At 63.7% G+C, this 15,463-nt stretch carries 15 protein-coding genes; 9 read left to right on the top strand and 6 right to left on the bottom strand.

Features of this window, described 5'->3' with window-relative positions:
• Window positions 1-185: 185 nt before the first annotated feature.
• The 8 genes from ACPPVR_RS34620 to ACPPVR_RS34585 all read left to right on the top strand — a co-directional run bounded on the left by ACPPVR_RS34620 (window position 186) and on the right by ACPPVR_RS34585 (window position 9,589).
• Entirely contained in the window at window positions 186-1,622 is a 1,437-nt protein-coding gene (locus tag ACPPVR_RS34620) for a lipopolysaccharide biosynthesis protein (RefSeq protein WP_426611002.1), read from the top strand.
• A gap of 275 nt (window positions 1,623-1,897) precedes the next feature.
• Window positions 1,898-3,130 (top strand): branched-chain amino acid ABC transporter substrate-binding protein, encoded by a 1,233-nt coding sequence (locus ACPPVR_RS34615; protein WP_426611001.1) that lies wholly within the window; start codon window positions 1,898-1,900, stop codon window positions 3,128-3,130.
• 120 nt (window positions 3,131-3,250) lie between these two features.
• Entirely contained in the window at window positions 3,251-4,198 is a 948-nt protein-coding gene (locus tag ACPPVR_RS34610; RefSeq protein ID WP_426611000.1) for a branched-chain amino acid ABC transporter permease, read from the top strand.
• Window positions 4,195-5,481, top strand: a complete 1,287-nt coding sequence (locus ACPPVR_RS34605) for a branched-chain amino acid ABC transporter permease (protein WP_426610999.1) — start codon at window positions 4,195-4,197, stop codon at window positions 5,479-5,481. Before ACPPVR_RS34610 ends, ACPPVR_RS34605 begins: the two co-directional genes overlap by 4 nt.
• Window positions 5,478-6,227 (top strand): ABC transporter ATP-binding protein, encoded by a 750-nt coding sequence (locus ACPPVR_RS34600; protein WP_426610998.1) that lies wholly within the window; start codon window positions 5,478-5,480, stop codon window positions 6,225-6,227. The genes ACPPVR_RS34605 and ACPPVR_RS34600 overlap by 4 nt, the downstream gene beginning before the upstream one ends.
• Window positions 6,227-6,922 (top strand): ABC transporter ATP-binding protein, encoded by a 696-nt coding sequence (locus ACPPVR_RS34595; RefSeq protein ID WP_426610997.1) that lies wholly within the window; start codon window positions 6,227-6,229, stop codon window positions 6,920-6,922. The genes ACPPVR_RS34600 and ACPPVR_RS34595 overlap by 1 nt, the downstream gene beginning before the upstream one ends.
• Window positions 6,923-7,142: 220 nt before the next feature.
• Entirely contained in the window at window positions 7,143-8,351 is a 1,209-nt protein-coding gene (locus tag ACPPVR_RS34590; protein ID WP_426610996.1) for an ABC transporter substrate-binding protein, read from the top strand.
• A gap of 44 nt (window positions 8,352-8,395) precedes the next feature.
• Window positions 8,396-9,589: a CaiB/BaiF CoA transferase family protein gene (locus tag ACPPVR_RS34585; protein WP_426610995.1), complete on the top strand. Its 1,194-nt coding sequence runs from the start codon at window positions 8,396-8,398 to the stop codon at window positions 9,587-9,589.
• 17 nt (window positions 9,590-9,606) lie between these two features.
• Here the strand turns inward: ACPPVR_RS34585 and pstS are convergent, their stop codons facing one another.
• Both pstS and ACPPVR_RS34575 read right to left on the bottom strand, forming a co-directional pair.
• Window positions 9,607-10,653: a phosphate ABC transporter substrate-binding protein PstS gene (gene pstS, locus ACPPVR_RS34580; protein WP_426610994.1), complete on the bottom strand. Its 1,047-nt coding sequence runs from the start codon at window positions 10,651-10,653 to the stop codon at window positions 9,607-9,609.
• A 111-nt stretch (window positions 10,654-10,764) separates the two neighbouring features.
• Window positions 10,765-10,944: a hypothetical protein gene (locus ACPPVR_RS34575; protein ID WP_426610993.1), complete on the bottom strand. Its 180-nt coding sequence runs from the start codon at window positions 10,942-10,944 to the stop codon at window positions 10,765-10,767.
• Window positions 10,945-11,280: 336 nt separating this feature from the next.
• On the opposite strand from ACPPVR_RS34575, the gene ACPPVR_RS34570 reads away from it, so the two are divergent.
• A complete protein-coding gene (locus ACPPVR_RS34570; protein WP_426610992.1) occupies window positions 11,281-12,849 on the top strand; it encodes a L,D-transpeptidase in 1,569 nt (522 codons plus the stop codon).
• 15 nt (window positions 12,850-12,864) lie between these two features.
• On the opposite strand, the gene ACPPVR_RS34565 is transcribed toward ACPPVR_RS34570, so the two are convergent.
• The 4 genes from ACPPVR_RS34565 to ACPPVR_RS34550 all read right to left on the bottom strand — a co-directional run bounded on the left by ACPPVR_RS34565 (window position 12,865) and on the right by ACPPVR_RS34550 (window position 15,448).
• Window positions 12,865-13,320 (bottom strand): enoyl-CoA hydratase/isomerase family protein, encoded by a 456-nt coding sequence (locus ACPPVR_RS34565; RefSeq protein WP_426610991.1) that lies wholly within the window; start codon window positions 13,318-13,320, stop codon window positions 12,865-12,867.
• Window positions 13,301-13,684, bottom strand: a complete 384-nt coding sequence (locus ACPPVR_RS34560; RefSeq protein ID WP_426610990.1) for an enoyl-CoA hydratase/isomerase family protein — start codon at window positions 13,682-13,684, stop codon at window positions 13,301-13,303. Before ACPPVR_RS34560 ends, ACPPVR_RS34565 begins: the two co-directional genes overlap by 20 nt.
• Window positions 13,685-13,723: 39 nt before the next feature.
• On the bottom strand, window positions 13,724-14,701 hold the full coding sequence (locus ACPPVR_RS34555; protein ID WP_426610989.1) for an ABC transporter substrate-binding protein: 978 nt from the start codon (window positions 14,699-14,701) through the stop codon (window positions 13,724-13,726).
• A 99-nt stretch (window positions 14,702-14,800) separates the two neighbouring features.
• Window positions 14,801-15,448, bottom strand: coding sequence for an isochorismatase family cysteine hydrolase (locus ACPPVR_RS34550; RefSeq protein ID WP_426610988.1), 648 nt, complete (start codon window positions 15,446-15,448; stop codon window positions 14,801-14,803).
• Window positions 15,449-15,463 lie beyond the last annotated feature (15 nt).

The following is a 15,463-nucleotide window of genomic DNA, read 5'->3' as shown; positions in this document are numbered from 1 at the left end:
ACGCGCGAAACCGGCCGAGCCGCCCCATTCGCGGGCCGATTTGCAGACTTATGTGACTATCTTGGGGGATGCTGCGGCGCAGTCCGATCGCCAAGCCTTCGACAGTCAAGCCTCCGACCGTCAAGCCAAGGTCCAACTGATTAACGGCCGCTCCATTTCAAGGCCGACGCCGGTCCCGTGCACGCATGCTCAATCGCCATTTCTCGATCTACCTGGTCGCCTACATCCTGCCCGCGGCGGTGGGCTTTTTCGCGGTCACCGCTTACACGCGGCTGCTGACGCCTGCGGAGTATGGCGTCTATGTCGTCGGCATCAGCATTGCCGGCATTTTGGGCGCGATCTTCTTTGCCTGGATCAAGCTGTCGGTGTCGCGCTATCAGGCGATGTCGGCGGAGGTGGATTTTCGCGGCACGGCGATGATCGCCTTCGGGCTGACAGTCGCCGCCATGTGCGCTGCGACGCCGCTGGTCTTGCTTTTTCGCAGCGACGTCAGTGTCGAGCTGCTGCTCGCCAGCATGTTCGTCGCGATCATGGCCAATGCGGTCGATGTCGGCCAGGAATTCGAGCGCGCCAAGCTGCGCCCTTATCGGTTTGCGGCGATCTCGATCGTGCGCAGCGTGGCGAGCGTCGGCTTCGGCCTGCTCGGCATCTGGCTCGGCTGGGGCGGCATGGGCCTGCTCGCGGCCTTCGGCCTGGGCTCGCTCACCGGCATTGTCCTGAACCTCGTCGGCGACCGCACCAGGATCGCGCGCTTCCAGCGCAGCCAGTTCGTGCAGCTCGCACGCTATGGCCTGCCGCTGACGCTGGCCGGATTGTCCGTTGCGGTCTACTCGGCCTGCGACCGGCTCATTGTCGCTTACTTGCTCGGCAAGGATGCCGCCGGCATCTTTGGCGTCGCCGCCGATCTGCCGCGCCAGTTCATGGTGATGATCGCCTCCAGTGTCGCCGCGGCCACCGTGCCGCTCGTATTCCGGTCGCTGTCGGAGAAGAGCGTAGACGCGACCCGCGAACGCCTGACCGAGAGCTTCGAGCTGCTGCTCGTCGTCGTCGTGCCCGTCGCCGTCTGGCTTGCGCTCGCGGCGGACCAGGTCGCCGGCACGCTCGTCGGCGTCGATTTCCGCGCCGGCGTGTCGGCACTGCTGCCGACGCTGGTGCTCGCCCGCTTCTTCGGGATCGCCAACCAGTTCTATGTGCAGATCAGCTTCCAGCTCGCCGAGCGGCCGTTTATGCTGGCGGCGCAGTCGTTCCTCACGCTGGTCGTGAGCGTGGCGCTGATGTTCGCGCTGGTCGGGGGCCATGGCCTCTACGGCGCGGCGCTGGCGACGCTGGCGACCGAGGCGATCGGCCTCGTCGTTGCCGTCGTCCTGATGCACCGCGCCTACCCCGTGCCGTTCGATGTCAACCGCCTCGCCGGCGTCGCGGCCTCGGGTGCAGCGATGGCGGGCGCGATCCTCGTTGCACGGTCGCAAGTCAACGGCGCCGGTATCGTCTCGCTGATGATCGTGAGTGTTGCGGGCGGGCTCGCTTACACCGCTGCGGCGTGGCTGCTGAATGTCGCGAACGTGCGGACGCTGTCGCTGCGCTTCCTGCGGACATTCAACCGCAAGGCGCTGGGCGTTTAGGACGAGGCTGACGGCGCCCCGGTCTCGCCGCCCCTACAATCGTAGTCCAAAGCAGAGCGCGCCGTGTGCGAGTTCCACCTTGCTTTCTATTTCTCTTCGCGGAAATCTCCCCGCCCGGAGCCGGCCTTCACCTTTTGCTGTAGCGGCGGCCGGAGCCATGTCCTGTTGAGCTTGTAAATCAAGGTTCATTCTGCTCAGTAGGGGCCTGCAAATGCGCTGCAACATGCGCAAAAAGCCCATCGACTAAAGTCGATAGCCAGCGAGGAAACAAAACAATGCGCAAGCTCACTTTGGCCATTGCCGTGATCGCCCCGATGCTCGGTCATGCAGCGTCGGCTGAGGACACGCTCAAGATCGGCTATATCGATCCGCTCTCCGGCGGCGGTGCCAGCGTCGGCGAGGGTGGTCTGAAGACATTCCAGTATCTGGCCGACGAGCTCAATGCCAAGGGCGGCATTCTCGGCCACAAGGTCGAGATCGTCCCGCTCGACAACAAGACCAATCCGCAGGAAAGCCTGGTGCAGGCCCAGAAGGCGATCGACGCCGGGGTTCACTACATCACCCAGGGCAACGGCTCGTCCGTCGGCGCGGCGCTGTCGGATTTCGTCACCAAGAACAACACGCGCAATCCCGGCAAGGAAGTCCTGTACTTCAACTATGCCGCCGTCGATCCGAGCCTGACCAACGAGAAGTGCAGCTATTGGCATTTCCGCTGGGATGCCAGCTCCGACATCAAGATGGAGGCGCTCACCAACTACATGAAGGATACCGCCTCCATCAAGAAAGTGTACCTGATCAACCAGGACTATTCGTTCGGCCAGTCGGTGCGCACCGATGCGCGCAAGATGCTTGGCGCCAAGCGGCCCGACATCCAGATCGTCGGCGACGAGCTGCATCCGCTGCTCAAGGTCACGGACTTCTCGCCCTACATCGCCAAGATCAAGGCGTCCGGCGCCGACAGCGTCGTCACCGGCAATTGGGGCCAGGACTTCGCGCTGATGCTCAAGGCCGCGGCCGACGCCGGCCTGAAGGTCAATTGGTACACTTATTATGCCGGCGGCGCCGGTGGTCCGACCGCGATCAAGCAGACCGGTCTCGACCAGCAGGTCTTCCAGATCACCGAAGGCTTTGCAAACTCCGGCAACAAGGCCGCGATGGACTACGAGAAAGCGTTCCGCGCCAAGGTCAACCTGTCGCTGTGGTACCCGCGTGCGGTCAACGAGATGCGGATGTTCAAGGCGGCGGCCGAGAAGGCCAACTCGATCGACCCCGTGAAGGTCGCGGCGGCGCTTGAGGACCTGAAGTTCGAGGTTCTCGATGGCGGCCAGGGCATCATGCGCAAGGACGACCATCAGTTCCTGCAGCCGATCTACATCTCCTCCTTCGGCAAGCTGACCGAGAGCGAGCCGTTCGACGAGGAGAGCACCGGTTGGGGCTGGCATCTGGTGTCGAAGATCGATACGCCGCAGGCCATGGTCTCCACGACCTGCAAGATGGCGCGGCCGTAATCACGGGATACGTCGCCGTTCCGCGGCCGCTATCGGTTGCGGGAGGGCGGCGGGAATGCATTTGATTGGTTGGACGATGTTCGCCGGGGCCATTTGGCCCCGGATATCCATGAGTGCGCTGTGCTTGAACTCATTGTCATTTCGACCCTGAACGGTGTGCTGTTCGGCATGCTGCTCTTCCTGCTGTCGAGCGGCTTGACCGTCATCTTCAGCATGATGGGCGTGCTTAACTTCGCTCATGCCAGCTTCTACATGCTCGGCGCCTTCTTCGGCTTCCAGCTCACCAAGTGGATCGGCTTCTGGCCGGCGCTGGTGCTGGCGCCGCTGCTGGTGGGCGCCATCGGCATGGCGGTGGAGCGCTATGGCCTGCGCAACACCCACAAGCACGGCCACGTCGCCGAGCTGCTGCTGACGTTCGGTTTGGCGTTTGCGATTGAAGAGATCGTCTCGATGATCTGGGGCAAGAGCCCGCTCGATTATCGCGTGCCGGCGCTGCTCGACTTCCCGGCCTTCACGATCTTCTCGACCAACTACCCCGCCTACAAGATCTTCATGCTGGCCGTGTCGATCGTGATCTTCGTGGCGCTGTTGCTCGTGCTCAAGCGCACCCGTGTCGGCCTCATCGTGCAGGCTGCGCTCACTCATCCTCACATGGTCGGGCATCTCGGCCATAATGTCGGGCGCGTGTTCATGGCGGTATTCGGCGTCGGCAGCGCGCTGGCGGGTCTCGCCGGCGTTATTGCCGGTCCCGCTTTGGTGACGCAGTCGGATATGGCCGCATCGCTCGGGCCCATTCTGTTCGTGGTCATCGTCTTCGGCGGCCTCGGCTCCCTGCCGGGCGCCTTCATCGCTTCGCTCGTCATCGGGCTGGTGCAGACCTTTGCGGTGGCGCTCGATGGCTCGCTGGCCAGTGCGTTCGGACCGCTCGACCCGTCGTCGGGACCGTCCGTCCTCACCGACATCTGGAACGTCACGATCGCCCAGGTCGCGCCGATCGTACCCTATATGCTGCTGGTGCTCATTCTGATCGTTCGCCCCATGGGCCTGATGGGGACGCGCGAGTCATGACCACGGCTACGACTTCGAAGGTTACAGGCGAGCCCGCCGGCGGAAATCTGCGCTTCTACGGCGTCTGGCTGGTCGGCATCGCCGCGCTCATCGTTCTGCCAATGATCTTCTCGTCGGGCGGCTCGCTGACGTCGTTCAGCCTGATCGGCATCGCGATCGTCTTTGCGCTGTCCTACAACATCCTGCTCGGCCAGACCGGCCTGTTGTCGTTCGGCCACGCCGTGCACTATGGCCTTGGTGGCTTCGCGGCCTGCCACATGATGAATGCGGTGGTGTCGCATGGCTGGCCGATTCCGCTTCCTTTCATTCCGCTGTTCGGCGGGATCGGTGGTCTTGTCTTTGCGATGATCATCGGCTGGGTCATGACCAAGCGCGCGGGCACCGTGTTTGCGATGATCTCGCTCGGCATCGGCGAACTGGTGGCGTCCTCCTCGCTGATCCTGCGCTCGGTGTTCGGTGGCGAGGCCGGTATCACCACGGACCGCACCGCGTTGCCGAAGCTGCTCGGCTGGTCGTTCGGACCGCAGCTGCAGGTCTATTATCTGATCGCGTTCTGGCTGGTGCTGTCGGCCATCGCGATGTACGCGCTGACGCGGACGCCGCTGGGGCGGATCAGCAATGCCGTCCGCGACAATCCCGAGCGTGTCCAGTTCATCGGCTACGATCCTCACGTCGTCCGCTACCTCGCTTATTGCTTTGCCGGGTTTTTCGCGGGCGTCGCCGGCGGCCTGACCGCGATCAATTTCGAGATCGCGAACTCCGCGCTGCTCGGTGCGATCCAGTCCGGTCTGGTGCTGTTCTCCACCTTCATCGGCGGCACCGCCTATTTCTTCGGTCCGATCCTCGGCGCGATCCTGGTCACTTATCTGCAGCTCGGGCTGACCAACCTCACCACGGCGTGGCAGCTCTATTTCGGCATCATCTTCATCGGCATCGTGATGTATGCGCCGGGCGGCATTGCCGGCCTCTTGATGATGCATCGGCCGCTGATCCGCGCCGGGACGCTGTGGACGGTGATCCCGTCCTATCTGGTCGCGATCGTGCCGACGATAGCGCTCGCCTGTGGCGTGATCCTGACCATCGAGACGGTCGCGCGCTATTCCGGCGGCGACCCCATCAACCTGTTGGGCATTGCCTTCAATCCGACCTCGCCGGTGACATGGATCGCTGCTGCGGTTCTCGTTGTCGGCGGTGCGTTCGTCGCGCGGCTGACCTGGCGGCGCATCGCGGATGCGTGGGACAGGGCCGCCACGGTCGCCCGTGACCGGGGGTATATGGCATGACCGCAGCCATCGAAGTCCGCGCCGTCGAAAAGCGCTTTGGCAATGTCGGCATCATCCGCGACCTCAATTTCAGCGTCGCGCAGGGCGAGCGGCACGCCATTATCGGCCCGAACGGCGCCGGCAAGTCCACGACGTTCAATCTGATCAGCGGCCATATCGAGCCGACCTCGGGCGAGGTGAGGCTGAACGGCGATCTGATCTCCGGCCTCCAGCCGTTCGAGATCAACCGGCGCGGCCTGTCGCGCTCGTTCCAGGTCACCAACGTGTTCGCCCGCATGACGGTCTGGGAAAACGTGCGCTGCGCCGTGCTGTGGGCCACGGGGCATCGCTACGCGTTCTGGAAGAACGTCGACGGCCTGCCCGAGGTGCGCGACCGAACCGCCCAGATCCTCGATGACATCCATCTGACGCATCGGCGCGATGTTCCGGCTGGCCTCCTCACTTACGCAGAGCAGCGCGAACTCGAGATTGGCATCACCATCGCGAGCGGCGCCACCGTCGTCATGCTCGATGAGCCGACTGCCGGCATGAGCCACGCCGAAACCGACCGCGCGGTATCGCTGATCCGGCGACTGACCGAGGGCAAGACCCTGGTGATCGTCGAACACGATATGAGCGTCGTGTTCGGTCTGGCCGACCGTATCTCGGTGCTGGTCTACGGCCACATCATCGCGTCGGGCACGCCGGAAGAAATCCGGCGCGATCCGAAGGTCAAGGAAGCCTATCTCGGCGAGGAAGCGCACTGATGCTCGAGGTCAGGAATCTTCACGCCTATTATGGCAAGAGCCACATTCTCCAGGGCGTCGATCTCGATGTCGCCGCGGGCGAAGTCGTGAGCCTGCTCGGCCGCAACGGCGTTGGCCGTTCCACCACGGTCAAGGCGATCATGGGCGAGGTCGCCCCGCAAGGCACGATCCGCTTCAAGGGCAAGGACATCGCTGGTCTTCCCAGCTACAAGATCGCACGCCTCGGCCTTGGCTATGTCCCCGAACATCGCGACATCTTCCCGAGCCTGACGGTTCGCCAGAACCTGCTGCTCGGCGTCAAGGATACGCGCCGTCCCGGCAAATGGCGGCTTCAGGATATGCTCGACATGTTCCCCAATCTCGCCGCGCGCGCCGATACGGCCGCGGGCGTGCTGTCCGGCGGCGAGAAGCAGATGCTCACGACGTGCCGCACGCTGATGGGCGACCCCGACCTGATCATGATCGACGAGCCGACCGAAGGGCTGGCGCCGCTGATCGTGCAGCAGGTCGGCGATCTCATTGCCCGCATCGCGCAGGCCGGCGTCGCGATCCTGCTCGTCGAGCAGAAGCTGTCGATCGCGATGCGGATCTCGAAGCGTGTCTACATCATGGGCCACGGCCGCGTCGTGTTCGAGGGCACGCCAGACGAGCTCAAGGCAAATGCCGCCGTGCGGCAGGAATGGCTCGAGGTCTGACATCGCCGTCAGGCGATGAACGGGCCAATCAAGCGGCTGCAAGCCGCGCATACGCATCTGAATTCTTAGCTACATCTCACGCCCGATAATCAAGGTATCGTCGCGTTCGCTGCCATCGTGACCGATGCGGCCGACGATAACCAAGAACAGAAGTGGAGGACGTTGACGACGGCCCGCGGGCCCGCGTCGATGCGCTCTGCCAGGGTAGGAGATGCCGGGCATGCCGGGAAAACAACGTAACTTCGTCCGTGGAGCTGTTGCTCTGCTTGCGCTCTTCGCTGCCTCAGTCGCTACGGCGGGAAATTACGATACCGGCGCGACAGACACGGGCATCAAGCTCGGTCAGACCATGCCCTATTCGGGGCCGGCCTCCGCTTATTCCGCGATCGGCCGCGCCGAAATCGCCTATTTCAAGATGCTCAACGACAAGGGTGGCATCAACGGCCGCAAAGTCGAACTCCTCAGCATGGACGATGGCTATTCGCCGGCGAAGACCGTCGAGCAGATGCGTCGTCTGGCCGAAAGCGACGAAGTCCTGGCGATGTTCTCGATGTTAGGGACCGGCCCGAACATCGCGGCGCAAAAGTACCTCAATGCCAAGAAGATCCCGCAGCTGTTCCCGTCGAGCGGCGCCAGCCGCTGGAACGATCCGCAGCATTTTCCCTGGACCACCGGCTCGCAGCCGACCTACAGGACTGAGGGGCGGCTCTACGCCAAGTGGATTTTAGCGAACAAGCCGAACGCCAAGATTGCCGTCATCACGCCAGACGAGGATCCGGGGCGCGACTATCTCGCGGGCTTCAAGGAAGGGCTCGGCGAGCACGTCAATCAGATCGTGTCCGAGGCCGTCTACGAGACGACCGATCCGACCGTCGACTCCCAGATCGTCAAGTTCAAGGCCGCCGGCGCCGACGTGCTGTTCAATGAATGCACGCCGAAATTCGCGGCCCAGGCGATCAAGAAGGCTGCCGAGCTTGGCTGGAAGCCGCAGATCATTCTTCCGGCTGTTTCGAATTCCGTCGGCTCCGTGCTGACCCCGGCCGGGCTCGAGAATGCCGTCGGCATCGTCACCGGCGCCTTCCAGAAGGATCCCGGCGATCCGCGCTGGGCTGATGATGCCGGCATGAAGGCGTGGCGCGAATGGATGAAGACCTACAATGCGGGCGCGGACCCCGCGGATATCTTCAATGTCACCGGCTACACCATGGCGCAGATGATGGAGCTGGTGCTGCAACGCGCCGGCAATGACCTCACGCGCGCCAATCTGATGAAGCAGGCGCAATCATTCAAGGATGTCGAGCTGCCGATGCTGCTGCCCGGCATCAAGCTCAACACCTCGGGCGAGCAGGTCACGCCGATCCGCCAGTTGCAGATGGCGCGCTTCAACGGAAAGTCCTGGGAGCTGTTCGGCGACGTCATCGGCGAATAGCATCCGCGTATCGATTGATCGCATCCTCCAGCCACAGTGAAGACATGACGACACCGACTGGCCCCCTCAGCGGCATTCGCGTCCTCGATCTGACGAGCGTGCTGTTCGGTCCCTATGCCGCGCAAATGCTCGGCGACTGGGGCGCCGATGTCATCAAGATCGAGCCAACGACCGGCGATACATGGCGCTACACCGGCGTGTTTCGAAATCGTGGCATGAGTGGCCAGTTCATGGCGGTCAATCGCAACAAGCGCAGCCTGGCGCTTGATCTGAAGCATCCGGACGGCAAGGCGGCGCTGGCCAAGCTGATCCCGACAGTCGATGCGCTCGTCACCAATGTGCGGCCCGCTGCGATGGCACGGCTGGGCTTCGGCTACGAGGCGTGCGCCAAGTTGAACCCGCGGCTGATCTATGCCGCGGCGACCGGCTTTGGCCAGGACGGCCCCTGGGCGGCGCGGCCCGCCTTCGACGAGATCATCCAGGCCGCCTCGGGCCTTGCATCGTCGATCGGATCGGACGAGGAGCCGCAGTTCATCCCGAGTCTGGTCGGTGACAAGATCTGCGCGCTGGCCATGGTCGGTGCGGTGTCCGCAGCCTTGTTCCGGCGCGAGCGCACGGGTGAGGGCCAGATGGTCGAAGTGCCGATGCTGGAGACGATCGCAGGCTTCAACAGCATCGAGATGCTGGGCGGACACGCGTTCGATCCGCCAATCGGACCGACCGGCTACAAGCGCATGAAGAACCGGCGCCCCGTGCGCACCAAGGACGGCTGGCTGACGATGCTGCCCTATTCCGGGGACAATTGGTGCGCCTTCTTCGAGGCCGTGGGCCGCCCTGAATTGAGCGACGAGCTCGGCGTGCGCGATCCCGTGCTGCGCTCCCAGAACATCGACAAAATCTACGACCGCATGAGCGAGATCGGGCCTACCCGCACCACAGCGGAATGGGAGGAGCTATTGCTGCGGCTCGACGTGCCGCACACCGCCTTCGCACGGCTGACCGAGATCGGCGAGCAGCCGCATCTCGCAGCGGTCGGATTGTTTGCGGATATCGATCATCCGACCGAGGGCCGTATTCGGCAGGCGCGGCCTGCGACGAAATTCTCCGAGAGTCCTGCCGGCATTCATCGCATGGCGCCGCGCCTCGGCGAGCATTCGCGCGAGGTCTTGCGCGAAGCGGGCCTGAATGATGCCGAGATCGAGGCGCTCGTTGCGAACAAGGCCGTTGGTGCGCCGTAAGGCGCGCCACTTTGGCGTCAGTGCTTGCCGATCGCCGACGCCGTCACCGCTTCAAAGCTCTGCTGCCAGTAGAGCTCGACCTGCTGGATCAGGGCCGGCGGCAACGGAACGTAGTTCAGCGTTTCGGCCTGCGACTTTCCGTTCTCCAATGACCAGCGCACGAAGTCGATGGCTGCCGCCGATCTCTCGGGCGATTTCGGCTTGATCGGCATCAACACGAATGTCGTGGCGGTGATCGGGTAGGCATCCTCGCCCGGCGCGTTGGTGAGCACGAGGTGGAAATCCTTGTCCGCCGTCCAGTCCGCGCTCGAAGCCGCCGCCTGGAACGATGCGGCGTCAGGCATGACGAAATTGCCGGCACTGTTCTGCACCACGCCGAACGAGATCTTGTCGAGCCGTTGCAGCGCATAGGCATATTCGAGGTATCCGATCGAGCCGGGGACGAGGCCGACGAGCGAGGCGACGCCGTCATTGCCCCTTCCGCCCACGCCAACCGGCCACTCGACCGCGGTGCCCTCGCCAACGCTCGCATTCCATTGCGGGCTGACCTTGGAGAGGTAGTTCGACCAGTTGAACGTCGTGCCTGAGCCGTCGATGCGATGCACGACGGTGATCGGCGCATTCGGCAGCTTCAGGTCGGGATTGATGGCGCGAATCGCCGGATCGTTCCAGGATTTGAGCTTGCCGAGATAGATGCCCGCGAGCACCTCGCCCGTGAAATGAATCTGGCCCGGCTTGACGCCGTCGATGTTGACGACCGGAACGACGCCGCCGATCACGATCGGGAACTGGATCATGCCGAGCTTCTCCAGCTCTTTCGGATCGAGCGGCATGTCGGTCGCGCCGAAATCGACGGTGGCTTTCTTGATCAGGCCGACGCCGATGCTCGAGCCGACCGCCTGATAGCTGACAGTGTTGCCGGTCTTGGCCTTGTAGGCGTCGATCCATTTCGACATCACGGGCGAAACGAAGGTTGAGCCTGCGCCCGTGGTGTCGGCAGCGAAGCTTTGCGTCGCGACGACGAGAGCGGTGAGGATGATCGGTAGCCTGAGAAGTTTCATCATGCCTGCGAAACTAGCAGCATGAGCTCGGAGCCTCTGTGGCTTATGTCACAAATATGTAATGGAGATCAGAACCATCTGGTTTGGCTGCAATGTGATGTGGACTGGTGCTACTCAAGAACCGAAGTTGCGGGCGACGCCGATCAGGACGGCCGCCAGGACGGCCAAAGATACCGAGACCGCCAGGCTCTTCGCCAGGCTCCTGGTATGGCCTACGGGAAAAACGATGAGGCCGGTGGTGAAGAGCGCCAGTCCAGCCACGGCCGCGGCAATCTGCGAGAGAGTTGAGGACATCTGTTCATCCTCCGATATGCTGATTGTAGATATTACAGCCAACATGGCCGCGGCCTGAGGCAATTCTCTGTGATTCCGGTCACACCCCGCCCGCGCGCCACGGGCAGCGGACATTGCGCCGCAGCGCCTGCCTGCCAGCTTCAGGCCAGCCTCGGCCACCAGTGTCAGCCCTGACGACCCTTCCGCCCGCGCGGGCCCTCGTATATGAGAGTTTTGCCGCTCGAACGGACCGAAAATCGCCGGATATGGAACGGATGGTGGCCGCGATTTCTTAATCCAAAGATCGCAATCTGACGGATGATCCACGCAAGTGCTGACAGGCAACCGGGGTATGGCATGAAAGACCGACTGACGACGGCGCAATCCCATGGAACGATGCGGCGTTGGGGGCCTCCCGGAATTGTGATGTTCGCGGCAGCCGTGGCGCTGACCGCGCTGACCCCTGGCGCCATGGCGGCGAAGCAGCCGCGCCAGACTGCCGAGGCGGTGGCGCAGCGCGAGGCCGGCGAGCCGATCATGGCGATCGTGTCGATCAAGAGCCAGCAGGTCACGTTCTACGATTCCGAGGGCTGGATCCTGCGCGCGCCGGTCTCGACCGGCACCACGGGACGCGAGACGCCCGCCGGCGTCTTTGCCGTGATCGAGAAGGACAAGGACCACCACTCCTCGATGTATGACGATGCCTGGATGCCGAACATGCAGCGCATCACCTGGAACGGCATCGCACTGCATGGCGGACCGCTACCGGGCTATGCCGCCTCGCATGGCTGCGTGCGCATGCCCTTCCCATTCGCCGAGGGCCTGTTCGACAAGACCAATATCGGCATGCGGGTGATCATCTCGCCGAACGATGCCGCTCCGGTTGATTTCTCGCATCCCTCGCTGTTCGTGCCGAGCAAGGAGGCCATCGCGGCGGCGCCGAACCGTGCCGACAAGCTCTCAGCCGAAGCCGAAGAGGCCACCAACGCCGCCGGCGAAGCCAAGAAGGCGGCTGCTGCGGCAGCGAAAGAGGCTCAATCGCTCCCGGCATCGCTGCGCAAACTGGAGCAGCAGAAAGCTCGCGCCGATGCCGAGCTCGCTTTCGCCGAGAAGTCGCTCGCGGACGCAAAGACCGATCAGGCCATCGCAAAGGCCGGGGAGCTGAAGCAGAAGGCCGCCACCAAGGCCGCGGATGCGGCGACCCAGCTCGACGCTGCCAAGGCCGCCGCGCAGCCGAAGCGCGACGCCGTCGCCGCGACCAAGGATGCCGCCAAGGCGGCCACGACCAAAAAGGCCGACGCCGTGAGGGCTGCAACCGACGCAAAGCTCGCGCTCGAGCCGGTCTCGGTCTACATCAGCCGCGCGACGCAGAAGCTCTATGTGCGGCGGAACACGCACAAGCCGGCGCCGGATGGCGGCGGCGAGGTGTTCGACACCAGCATCGAGGTTCCCGTCACGATCCGTAATCCCGACCAGCCGCTCGGCACGCATATCTTCACGGCGATGGCGAAGAATGATTCGGGCCTGCGCTGGAGCGTGGTCAGCATTGACGACGGCGACAACGCCAAGGACGCGCTCGACCGCATCACCTTCCCGCAGGAGGTGCTCGATCGCATCGGGCCGACCGCATTGCCGCGCTCGTCGATCATCATCTCGGACGAGCCGCTGAGTGCCGAGACCAACTACCGCACCGAGTTCGTCGCGGTCTTGAGCAACCATCCCCAGGGCGGCTTCATCACCCGCAAGCCGACAGCGCCGCCTCCGATGGCGATGGCGAGCGACGACAGCTGGGGCAATGGCGGCAACGGCTTCGGCTTCTTCTTCCAGCAGCGCGATCCGGCCCCGCAGCCCGTCAATCCGCGCCGGCAGCGCGGCGGCCAGTACCAATACTATCAACAGGCGCCGATGCAGCGGAGCTTTTGGTAAGGCGCGGCCGGCCAATCAGCGCTCCGCCACCGCCTGACCAAGTCGCAATTCGGTGTCGGAACGGCGCTGCAAGCCACGCTCCAGCAGCGACGCCGCGCGTGCCCGAGTGCTCGGGTGGGTCGCCGCGCTGAAGAAAGCCTTTAGCGCCGGCGGAAACACACTGTCTGCGGGCAGTGTGACGTCGTTCATGAGCGCCTTGGCGCCGACCAGCGCATGCTTTTCGAACGAGGCCATACGGCGAGCAAATGCATCGACGAACGCCTCGATCTCCACATCCGGCAGCGCACGATTGACGTAGCCATAGCGCTCGGCAAGGTCCGCCGAAAAATCATCGGCGCCGAGAATGACCTCGAGCCCGCGCCCGCGGCCCATCAGGCCGGCAAGCCGCGCCATCGGGTTCCCGCCGGGGACCGAGCCGAGGCCGACTTCGAACTGTCCCAGAATTCCGCGCTCACGGCTGGCAAAACGCATGTCGCAGGCGAGAACCGAATTCGCTGCCTGCGCCGCGCGCACGGCCGCGGATTTCGGCGATCGAGGCGACCGGCGCACGCGCCAAACGCACGAGCACGTCGATCCACGGATGCATGCCGGTCGGACCGGCCGGCATCGCGGCGACTTTCGTCTTGTCGGCGAGCACGTCCCAGTGCGCCAGGAAGAAATCCGGATCCGCGCTTCGAAACACCACGACCTTGACCTCCGCGTCGGTTTCCAGTGCCGTCAACAGATCCTGCAACTCGCCGATCGTATCGGGGTCGATCAGGTTGATCGGCGGATTGTCGAAGGTCGCGGTCCATAGTCCGGAGGAAGGCTTGTCGATGATGATTTGTCGGGTCATGGGAGTCTCCTTGTGACGTCGATGGGTGGGAGGGGCGGGCTACTGAATCATCTCGTCAGCGCGCGCCAGCAGGCTTGCCGGGATGTCGATCCCCATCGCGCCTGCAGCCTTCGCGTTGATGACGAATTCGAAAATCGTCGGTTGAACGACGGGAAGCTCGGCCGGCGACGTGCCCTTGAGAATCTGGCCGGCATAAAGTCCGATTTGCCGGTAGCCGTCGGGCGGGGAGATCCCGTAGCTCATCAGGCCGCCTTGGGCGGCATATTCGCGGAATTGGTAGATCGCCGGAATCCGTTGCTGCGATTCGAAGGCCACGAGGTGCGCTCTCCGCGTGTCGAAGAACGGGGATGCGCACACCAGCAATCCATCAGCGCCGACCGCCCTCAATCGTTCGAACGCAACTGCAAGCTCGCCGTCGTTGGTCGCGTACACGATCTCGATGGGCCGCTCGATGTCCTGTGCCGCCTGCGTTACCTCGCAGACCTGCGTTGCGGACTCCTGAAAATCGCGATCGATGAGAACGCCGAGCACGCTGGCGCGCGGCAACAGCTCGTGCAGTATGCCGAGGCGCTTGGACTCCAGCTCCGTGGCCAGGAGGCTGATTCCCGTCATGTTGCTGCCCGGCCGGTTCAGGCTTTTGACCAAGCCAATCTTCACAGGGTCCCCGCCGACGGAGAAGACCGTCGGGATGTCGGCGGATGCCGCTTTTGCCGCGAGCGCAGACGGCTCGCCCCCAGCCGCGATCAGCACGGATGGATTGAGCTCGACGATCTCGGCCGCAAGCGCCGGCAGCCGCTCATAGTCGCCTTCAGCCCACCGGTACGCGATCGTCGCGTCCTGGCCCTCGCTGTAGCCGGCTTCGGCAAGCCCTTTGCGGAAACCGGCGACGATACGGGCCGAATCGTCGAGCGTCCGGCTGCTCAGGAAGCCGATGATGGGCTTGCTGCGCTCCTCCTTCGCGAAAGAGGGCCACAATGCCAAACCCGCAAAAGCTCCAAGGAAATCCCGGCGTTTCATGATCGAACCTCCGCATTCGGTTCTGCTCTGGTCTTGCGTCGCCGGATCCGGTCAGGCTGCGCAACGCGATCGCCCGTCCGGATCCTTATCGTTCGGCCGCTACGCAGCCGTTACTGTAGAGTGGGTCGCTGACAGCGCCTCGACGATCTCCCGCGTGGTCACGATCGCGCTGGCGTAGTTCGGCATGTTGATCTCCAGCGCGGCGTGCATCATCTCGTCGGAGTAGTCGGCGACAGCATCCTTGATGACCGTGACGTCGTAGCCGAGCTCGGCGGCAAAGCGGACCGTCGCCTCGATGCAGGTATGCGCGATCAGCCCGATGACGATGAGCCGCTGGATGCCGTGGCGCTTGAGCTGGAGATCCAGATCGGTGTTGGCAAAGCCGCTGGAGCACCAATGTTCGCTGGCGACGATCTCGCCCGGCTCCGGCACGAACTCGGCACGGAATTCGCCGCGCCAGGTGCCGAATTCGAAGCTCTTGGCTTGCCACGCTCTGCGCTGGATGGGCGCGACGTACTTCCAGGTCTCATAGTCGCCGGCGCGATAGCGGTGATGCATCGCATAAAACACCCGAAGCTCCGCGGTGCGCGCGGCATGCAGCACTTGCTGCATGTGTGGAACGCAATTGTTCGCTTCGGCGACGGCCTTGATCCGGGGCCAGATCTTGCCGCCCTCCGAGATGAAGTCGTTGTAGGGATCGACCACCAGGAGGGCGGTGTCGTTCTTGTCGTATGAAAGCTGTGTCATGGGATTCTCCGTTGC

The sequence above is a fragment of the Bradyrhizobium sp. McL0616 genome, assembly GCF_049993385.1.
GTDB lineage: Bacteria > Pseudomonadota > Alphaproteobacteria > Rhizobiales > Xanthobacteraceae > Bradyrhizobium.
Note: the sequence above shows the minus strand (reverse complement) of the source record. Positions and strands in the feature narration are given on the sequence as shown.

Bases quoted from the DNA above. Each gene is read 5' to 3' on its own strand.
- ACPPVR_RS34620 (WP_426611002.1), top strand. From the start codon at position 186: ATGCTCAATCGCCATTTCTCGATCTACCTGGTCGCCTACATCCTGCCC.
- ACPPVR_RS34615 (WP_426611001.1), top strand. From the start codon at position 1,898: ATGCGCAAGCTCACTTTGGCCATTGCCGTGATCGCCCCGATGCTCGGT.
- ACPPVR_RS34605 (WP_426610999.1), top strand. From the start codon at position 4,195: ATGACCACGGCTACGACTTCGAAGGTTACAGGCGAGCCCGCCGGCGGA.
- ACPPVR_RS34600 (WP_426610998.1), top strand. From the start codon at position 5,478: ATGACCGCAGCCATCGAAGTCCGCGCCGTCGAAAAGCGCTTTGGCAAT.
- ACPPVR_RS34595 (WP_426610997.1), top strand. From the start codon at position 6,227: ATGCTCGAGGTCAGGAATCTTCACGCCTATTATGGCAAGAGCCACATT.
- ACPPVR_RS34590 (WP_426610996.1), top strand. From the start codon at position 7,143: ATGCCGGGAAAACAACGTAACTTCGTCCGTGGAGCTGTTGCTCTGCTT.
- ACPPVR_RS34585 (WP_426610995.1), top strand. From the start codon at position 8,396: ATGACGACACCGACTGGCCCCCTCAGCGGCATTCGCGTCCTCGATCTG.
- pstS (WP_426610994.1), bottom strand. From the start codon at position 10,653: ATGATGAAACTTCTCAGGCTACCGATCATCCTCACCGCTCTCGTCGTC.
- ACPPVR_RS34575 (WP_426610993.1), bottom strand. From the start codon at position 10,944: ATGTCCTCAACTCTCTCGCAGATTGCCGCGGCCGTGGCTGGACTGGCG.
- ACPPVR_RS34570 (WP_426610992.1), top strand. From the start codon at position 11,281: ATGAAAGACCGACTGACGACGGCGCAATCCCATGGAACGATGCGGCGT.
- ACPPVR_RS34565 (WP_426610991.1), bottom strand. From the start codon at position 13,320: ATGCGTTTTGCCAGCCGTGAGCGCGGAATTCTGGGACAGTTCGAAGTC.
- ACPPVR_RS34560 (WP_426610990.1), bottom strand. From the start codon at position 13,684: ATGACCCGACAAATCATCATCGACAAGCCTTCCTCCGGACTATGGACC.
- ACPPVR_RS34555 (WP_426610989.1), bottom strand. From the start codon at position 14,701: ATGAAACGCCGGGATTTCCTTGGAGCTTTTGCGGGTTTGGCATTGTGG.
- ACPPVR_RS34550 (WP_426610988.1), bottom strand. From the start codon at position 15,448: ATGACACAGCTTTCATACGACAAGAACGACACCGCCCTCCTGGTGGTC.